The organism is Streptomyces milbemycinicus, assembly GCF_002154605.1.
GTDB lineage: Bacteria > Actinomycetota > Actinomycetes > Streptomycetales > Streptomycetaceae > Streptomyces > Streptomyces milbemycinicus.
This window is the reverse complement of sequence record NZ_MUNE01000954.1, coordinates 1-7,001: the sequence shown is the minus strand read 5'-3', so window position 1 is coordinate 7,001 and position 7,001 is coordinate 1. Positions and strand designations below refer to the sequence as shown.

Sequence of the window (7,001 nt, the reverse complement as noted above, 5' to 3'; positions counted from 1 at the left end):
ACGCGTGTGAATGTCCGACTGGGTGTCAGAATCCCCTCAAGGCCGAGCGTAGAGGTGCAACCGGGCCCAATGGAACACCGGTTGGCGATACGAATGTGGCTGCCACGCGGATGTGGCCGCCACATGGATATGGCCGCCGTGAGACGGCGGCCATATCCATGTGGCGGCCACATCCGCGTGGCAGCCACATTCGTATCGCCAACCGGTGTTCCATTGGGCCCGGTTGCACCTCTACGCTCGGCCTTGAGGGGATTCTGACACCCAGTCGGACATTCACACGCGTGGAGACGCATGTGTTCGAAGTGGTGCGCAAGTGGATTCGATGGTGTTGTGTGGCGGTGTGGAGGGCACCGTACACATCTGAACACCAGGCATAATCGCAGCTGCGATGGGCGTAGAAAGGGTACGAAGTGGTGGTGAACGCATTGAGTGCGGACAACAGTGTGGGATCGACGATCGAGGCGCTGGAGGCAGAGCGCCCGCGACTTGAGGAACAGCAGGAGGCTCTCAAGAAGGATTTGGAATCCGTCACCAAGCGACTGGAGGCGGTCAGCGGCGCGCTGAACAGCCTTCAAGCGCTCTCCAGCCTGCCGGTACCGCAGCAGGCGCCGGAGGAGCCGGTGGCCGAAACCGCGCCACCGGCTGCGGAGCCGGTGGCCGAAGAAACCGCGGCCACCGAGGCCACGGCGGCCGAGCCCGCCCCCGAGGCGGCACCGGAACCGGCCGCTGAGCCGGCTCCCGCCGCCGGGGCCACCGCCACCGCCACGCGGAAGGCCGCCATCGGCCGTCAGCGCAGCAAGGGCAAGGCCAAGGCCCCCGCCACCGCGCGGACTTCGAAGACCGCGGCGAAGAAGGCCACGGCCACCAAGAAGACGGCCAAGAAGGCCGCCGCGGCGCCCAAGGCCACGGCGCCCAAGACGGCGGCGCCCAAGACCGAGCCGGCGGCGGAGCGCTCCGGCGGCCTCTCGGACAACGTGCTGGCCGCACTGCGCAAGGCGGACCGCCCGCTGCGGGCCGCTGAGGTCAACGAGGCCCTGGGGCGCGACGAGACGCGGACGAACGTCAACTCCGTGCGTAACACTTTGGAGCGACTCCGCAAGGCGGACCGGGCCAAGAGCGCCGGGCGCGGCCTGTACGAGGCCTGACCGAGGCACAGGAGGTCGGCGCCTGACGGGCGGATACACCGCCCATCCACCGCCCGACAGGCGCCTCCTCGACGCAGCGGCCGAGAAAACCGGCCCGTCTTAGACGCACCCGTGAGAAACGGGCCCCCTCGAACACCTCTGAGAACACCGGCCGCCCTTGGCGCACCTCTGAGAACACCGGTCCGCTCCTCGGCGCACGCCTGAGGAAGCCGGCCTAATCGCCCGCCGCACCGTGGGCCGCTCCGGCCACCCGGCCGACCTCGGCCAGACAGGCCGCCGCGTCGCCGATGAACAGGCGGCGTCCCGCGGCGATACGGCGGTCGCGCGCCGCGCCGGGCGCGGTGAGCGTGTCGAGCAGCCGTACGAGCTCCTCCGCGTCCCGCGCGTGGTCGCTCACGCCCAGCGCCGCCATGTGGCGGACACCCTCAAGCCCATGGCCCGGGACGGGGCGGTAGCCGACCACGGGCACCCCGGCGGCCAGCGCCTCCAGGGCAGTTTGCCCGGCGGCGTTGTCCACCACGGCCCGTGACGCGGCCAACAGACCGGGCAGGTCCGGCTCCCAGCCGATGGCCCACACCTCGGGCGACCGCGACAGTTCGCGGCGCAGCCGCTCGTTACGGCCGCACAGCACCACCGGCAGATACCCCGCCGAGGCCAGCAGCCGCGACGTGGCGGCCAGGCGGCTGCCGGCCCCCCACGCACCCGCCGCCAGCGCCACCGGAAGCCTCCCGGGCGCGCGGGCCGCGAAGCGGCACCGCCAGTCGGCCGCCCCCGGGGCGGGGGCGAAGAAGCGCCCGGCCACCACCGGACCAGTAGCCACCGCGGGCCGGCCCACGGCCCGCCGCACGGTGTCGGCCGCGTCGGCCGTGACGCACAGATGCAGATCGTTGCCCGGGTGCAGCCACTGCCGGTGCACCGCGAAGTCGGTGATGACGACGGCGCTGGGCACCGGCAGCGCCCCGCCCGCGCGGAGTCGGCCGGTGAGCTGGGCGGCGAGATGGAAGACCGGGACGACCACATCCGGCCGCCACCGCTCCACCAGGTCCAGCAGCCGGCGTTCGGCGAGTGCCGCCAGCGGGGCACTGCCCGGCCGCGGGCCGGGGCCCGGGCGGAAGAACGCGGCGTAGATTCCCGCGTAGAGGACGGGGAGGTGGCGGATCGCCGCCCGGTATCCGGAGCGCAGCCCCGGGCCGATCCCGGCGGGCAGCAGCCCGAGGACATCGGTCCGGTCCACCCGGTGTCCCCGGGCCGTAAGGCGCCGCGCCAGCTCCCCGGCCACCGCGTCGTGACCGGAGCCCATGCTGGCGCTCACCACGAGGAAACGCCGGCTCACCGGCGCTCCTGGGGAGGGCGCCCGGCGCGCTGGGCATCGGGTGGCGGATGCGCTGGAAACATTGTCACCTCCGCTGGTGTGCACGGCTGACGGCTGACGGCTGACGTGTGGCGGGTGCCGATGCGCCGCGTGTGGTGCGGTATCGCGTGTCTGCGTGCGTGGCGTGTGTGGTGCGTGGTGGAGCTGGACGTGGCTAACTGGAGGTAACCGTTCCGCGTGTCGCCAAACCGTACGGCGGCCGCGCGCCCCGGCCGGCCGTCACAGGGAGTCGCCATGACCCGCCCCCTCCCGGACACAGGAACCCACCGTGGCCCGGCCCGGGACGCGGAGAGCCCCGCTGCCGCGTGGCGCGGCGTCGCGCTGGTGACCGGCGCGTCCTCGGGCATCGGCGCCGCCGTCGCGGACCGGTTGGCCGCCGAGGGCGGCTGGCGGCTGCTGATCAGCGGCCGCCACCGGGAGCGGCTGGACCGCGTGGCGGCCCGGACCTCGGCCACCGCCCTCCCCGCCGACCTGGCCACCGAGGAGGGAAGCGGCCACCTGGTCCGGGAGGCATTCCATGTGGCCGGGCGGATCGACCTGCTCGTCGCCGGGGCGGGGGTCGGCTGGGCCGGACCGTTCGGCTCGATGCCGCCCACGGCCATCGACCAGGTGATCTCCGTCGACCTGCTCGCCGCCGTACGCCTCGCGCGCCTGGTGCTGCCGCGCATGCTGGCCGAACGGCGCGGCCATATCGTGCTCATCGGATCGGTCGCGGGCAGCGTGGGGGTCAGGGGCGAGGCGGTGTACTCCGCCGCCAAGGCGGCGCTCGGCACCTTCGCCGACGCCCTGCGGTACGAGCTCCACGGGTCCGGGGTACGGGTCACCCATGTCGTCCCGGGCGTGGTGGACACCCCGTTCTTCGCCCGCCGCGGCACCCCGTACACCCGCCGCCGGCCCCGCCCGCTGCCCCCGGCCACGGTCGCCGACGCGGTCTGGGACGCCGTCGCGCGAGGCCGGGACGAGGTCTACGTACCCGCCTGGCTGCGCCTGCCCGCACTGGTCCGCAGCGCGGCCCCGGCGCTGTACCGCCGACTGGCTTCCCGTTTCGGGTGACGCGGTGCACGACGCGTTGACGATCCTGCTGGCGTTGTTGTCCGCCCTGGCCAACGGCGCGGCGTCGGTGCTGCAGCGACGCGCCGCGATGGAGCAAGAAGCCGCGATGGAGCAAGAACAGGAGCAGGAGCAGGAGCAGGAACAGCGAGCGGGGCGGCGGGCCGGGCAGGCCCTGCTCCGGCTGGCCCGGCTGCTGCGCCGCCCGTTCTGGCTGGCCGGCGGGGCGGCGATGGTGGTGTCTGCGGTGGCCCAGGTGGGCGCGCTCGCGGTCGGGCGGCTCTCCGTCGTCCAGCCACTGCTGGTGACCGAACTGCTGTTCACCCTGGTGGTCGGCAGTCTGGTCTTCCGCCACCGCCCGGACGGCCGGACGTGGCTGGCGTTTGTGACGCTGGCCGCCGGGCTGGCGCTCTTCCTCGTGGCCGCCGACCCCTCGCACGGCCAGAGCACCGCGAAGAACGGCCGCTGGCTCCCGGTGGGCCTGTTGGCGGCGCTCGCCGTGGTCGTCCTGACCGCGGTGGCCCGCGCACTGCGCGGCCCCGCCCGCGCCGCCGTCCTGGGGTGCGCCACCGCGGCGTGTTTCGCCTGCACCGCGGCGCTGATCAAGGAGTTCACCGGCCGGTTCTCCGGCGGCGTGGCCGCCGTGTTCACCAGCTGGCCGCTCTACGCGGTGTGCGGCGTCGGGCTGCTGAGTTTCCTGCTGCTACAGAGCACCCTGCGGGCCGGCACCCTGGCGGCGTCGCAGCCCGCGCTCACCCTCGGCGACGCGCTGATGAGCATCGTGCTGGGCTGGGTGCTGTTCGGCGAGCGCATCGCCCTGGGGCCGCGCATCGTGCCCGAGGCGATCGGCGTCGCACTGATGGCGGCCGGTATCGTCGGCCTGTCCCACTCACCCGCCGTCGCCGACGGCTGGGACACGGCCACCCGGTCGACCCCGGAGCGCCCTGCCCGCACGGCACGGCGGACCGAAAGCGGCGGCGCGTCGTGACCGGGGCGGCGACCCGGCGCGGCTGGGAGCGGCAGCCCCATGTGAGGCGCCCATGAGCCGCGGAGCCGCCGGACACGACGGCCGTCACAGCACCCCGCGCCACCGGGCCGAGACCCTGCCCACGGCCACAGCCACGGCGGCCCTGATGGTGGCCGCGCACATCGGCCCCGCCGGTACCTGGCTGCCGGGTGTGCGGCGCGCCCTCTTCCCGGCCCTGGCCGGTCGCGGTCGGCCCAACCACATCGCCCTCACCTTTGACGACGGGCCTGACCCCGGGTCCACCCCGCAGTTCCTCGACGCCCTCGACGAGCTCGCCGTACGGGCCACGTTCTTCGTCCTCGGCGACAGTGTCATGCGCCATCCGCGGACCGCATACGAAATCTCCCGCCGTGGTCATGAGCTCGCCGTCCATGGCTGGACGCACAGCCGCCCATGGCTGCCCACGGTCGCCCGGGACCTGCACGAGGTCGAGGGCGCCGCCCGTGTCGTACGGCGGGCCACGGGCGCGGTGCCGCGGTGGTACCGGCCGCCGTACGGGGTGCTGACCGGTGGCCGGGGGCTGGCCGCCGCGCGGGCCGGGCTCAGGCCCGTGCTGTGGACGGCGTGGGGCCGTGACTGGACCGCGCGGGCCACTCCGGCCTCGGTGCTCGCCACCGTATGCCGTGATCTGCGTGGCGGCGGCACGGTGCTGCTCCACGACTCCGACCGGGCGGCCGAGCCCGGCTGCTGGCGGGCGACGCTCGGCGCGCTGCCGGCCCTCGTCCGCGTATGCCGGGACGAGGGCTGGACGGTGGGCCCGCTCGCCGACCACGGGATCGGCGGCGGCTGAGCGGCGCCCCTCTCCCCGCTCAGTCTCGGGGCGCTTCTACGCGCGGGCTTCCCTCGTCGCTGCTCACGTCAACGAGGCTCACGGCACGGGCTGCCATACGACCGTGCCGTGCACGGTCGACAACCCCAGCACCTCACACCCCATCAACCTCGCCGCGCCGAGCACCGCCAGCCGCGCCCGCTCGCTGTCCTCCGGAGGGAACGCCACCCGGATCTGATGGCCGTACGCCGTCTCGTACGTCACCTCCCAGCCACCCTCGACGGTGGCGAAATGATCCTGCCGCAGGCCGTCGTACTCGGACACGAAGCCGCCCCGGTCGGCGGTGGGCGCCAGCGCCTCGCGCAGCAGTCGCAGCCGCTCCGGGTAGGGCCGTTCGCCCTCTGCCAGCCTGACGTACACATGGGCCAGCTCGCGCGCGGAGTCGAACCACGGAGCCAGGTCGAGGTTGTCGCCCGGCATGGCCTCCGAGACGATCCGTCCGGTGATCCACCCCTCCAGGAAGTCGGCGGCGCCGGGCCCGTACTCCTCGTAGTCGTCGTCACGCGACCACACCACGACCGGCCACTCGTCCGGCGGCCCCGCGGTGCGCCAGCACACATGGTGTCCGCTGCCCGTCACCGCCCACGCGATCAGCCCACCCGGCTCGGGGAAGAGCGGATAGGGGAAGTTCTCGGGGAACATCTCCCGCATGCTGCCGTAGTCCTCGAGCAGATCCGCCGCGAGCCGGACCGGATTGTCCTCGCCGAACGGTGTGCGCAGGCAGATGTGGTCGCAGAACTCGCCCCGCCCGTACGTCTCGACGAGCGCCTTGAAGTCCGTGGGCAGCCGCACGCCCAGCGCGGCCTCGGCCGCCTCCCAGTCGCCGCGGCCGTCCACGGCCTCGGCCGGGGGCGGTACGCGGCGGACGAGCTCGGACAGCGGGGCGTGCGCAAAGATCACGGGCACAGCGTAGACGCCGGTCCGGGGCCGTCTACGATCGCGCTTCGTGGCCATGACCGAGAACCCGATAGTCGCCCCGCTCGCCGACGACGACCCGATGCGGCTCGGGCCCTACCGGTTGCTCGGTGTGGTCGGCGCGGGCGGCATGGGGAAGGTCTACCTGGGGGTGGACGCGGCGGGCCGGACCGCCGCCGTGAAGGCGCTGCGGGCCGCTGACGACGTGGATCCCGGGATGCTGGACCGCTTCCGGCGGGAGGCCGAGGTGGCCCGGTCGGTGCGTGGGCCCGGGGTGGCAGCGGTCCTGGGGCACGGGGTGTGGGCCGAACGGCCCTGGCTCGCCTCGGAATTCCTGCCGGGGCTGACACTGACCCGCGCCGTGGAGCGTTTCGGGCCGTGCGCGGAGGCGGACGTACGGGCGCTGGGCGCGGCGCTGGCCGGAACACTGGCGGAGATCCACGCGGCCGGACTGGTGCACCGGGACCTGAAGCCGTCGAACGTGGTGCTCACCCGTGGCGGCCCGTACGTCATCGACTTCGGCATCGCCCGGCCCGAGCACGGAATGACCCTCACCGGCGCCGGTTCGGCCCCCGCCACGCCCGGCTTCTCCGCCCCCGAACAGGTGCTCGGCCGGCGCACCGGACCACCCGGCGATGTCTTCGCGCTCGGCGCCGTGCTCGC

General features: G+C 74.0%; 7 protein-coding genes. 5 read left to right on the top strand and 2 right to left on the bottom strand.

Annotated features, from left to right (window positions below):
- The first annotated feature begins 416 nt into the window (after nucleotides 1–416).
- Entirely contained in the window at nucleotides 417–1,145 is a 729-nt protein-coding gene (locus tag CCN51_RS49485) for a hypothetical protein (protein WP_043486106.1), read from the top strand.
- A gap of 214 nt (nucleotides 1,146–1,359) precedes the next feature.
- Here the strand turns inward: CCN51_RS49485 and CCN51_RS49480 are convergent, their stop codons facing one another.
- A complete protein-coding gene (locus CCN51_RS49480; RefSeq protein ID WP_014173498.1) occupies nucleotides 1,360–2,478 on the bottom strand; it encodes an MGDG synthase family glycosyltransferase in 1,119 nt (372 codons plus the stop codon).
- Between the two features lie 273 nt (nucleotides 2,479–2,751).
- Here CCN51_RS49480 and CCN51_RS49475 point away from each other — a divergent pair, with 273 nt between their 5' ends.
- Genes CCN51_RS49475 through CCN51_RS49465 form a run of 3 tightly spaced genes read left to right on the top strand, consistent with a single transcriptional unit; the run spans nucleotide 2,752 to nucleotide 5,384 of the window.
- Nucleotides 2,752–3,570, top strand: a complete 819-nt coding sequence (locus CCN51_RS49475) for an SDR family NAD(P)-dependent oxidoreductase (protein ID WP_014173497.1) — start codon at nucleotides 2,752–2,754, stop codon at nucleotides 3,568–3,570.
- 4 nt (nucleotides 3,571–3,574) lie between these two features.
- Nucleotides 3,575–4,555, top strand: coding sequence for a DMT family transporter (locus tag CCN51_RS49470; protein ID WP_014173496.1), 981 nt, complete (start codon nucleotides 3,575–3,577; stop codon nucleotides 4,553–4,555).
- A gap of 52 nt (nucleotides 4,556–4,607) precedes the next feature.
- Nucleotides 4,608–5,384, top strand: a complete 777-nt coding sequence (locus CCN51_RS49465) for a polysaccharide deacetylase family protein (RefSeq protein WP_014173495.1) — start codon at nucleotides 4,608–4,610, stop codon at nucleotides 5,382–5,384.
- Between the two features lie 78 nt (nucleotides 5,385–5,462).
- Here the strand turns inward: CCN51_RS49465 and CCN51_RS49460 are convergent, their stop codons facing one another.
- Entirely contained in the window at nucleotides 5,463–6,323 is an 861-nt protein-coding gene (locus CCN51_RS49460; RefSeq protein WP_043488804.1) for an SMI1/KNR4 family protein, read from the bottom strand.
- A gap of 52 nt (nucleotides 6,324–6,375) precedes the next feature.
- On the opposite strand from CCN51_RS49460, the gene CCN51_RS49455 reads away from it, so the two are divergent.
- The coding region (locus tag CCN51_RS49455; RefSeq protein WP_143676176.1) for a serine/threonine-protein kinase at nucleotides 6,376–7,001 on the top strand (626 nt) is incomplete at its 3' end.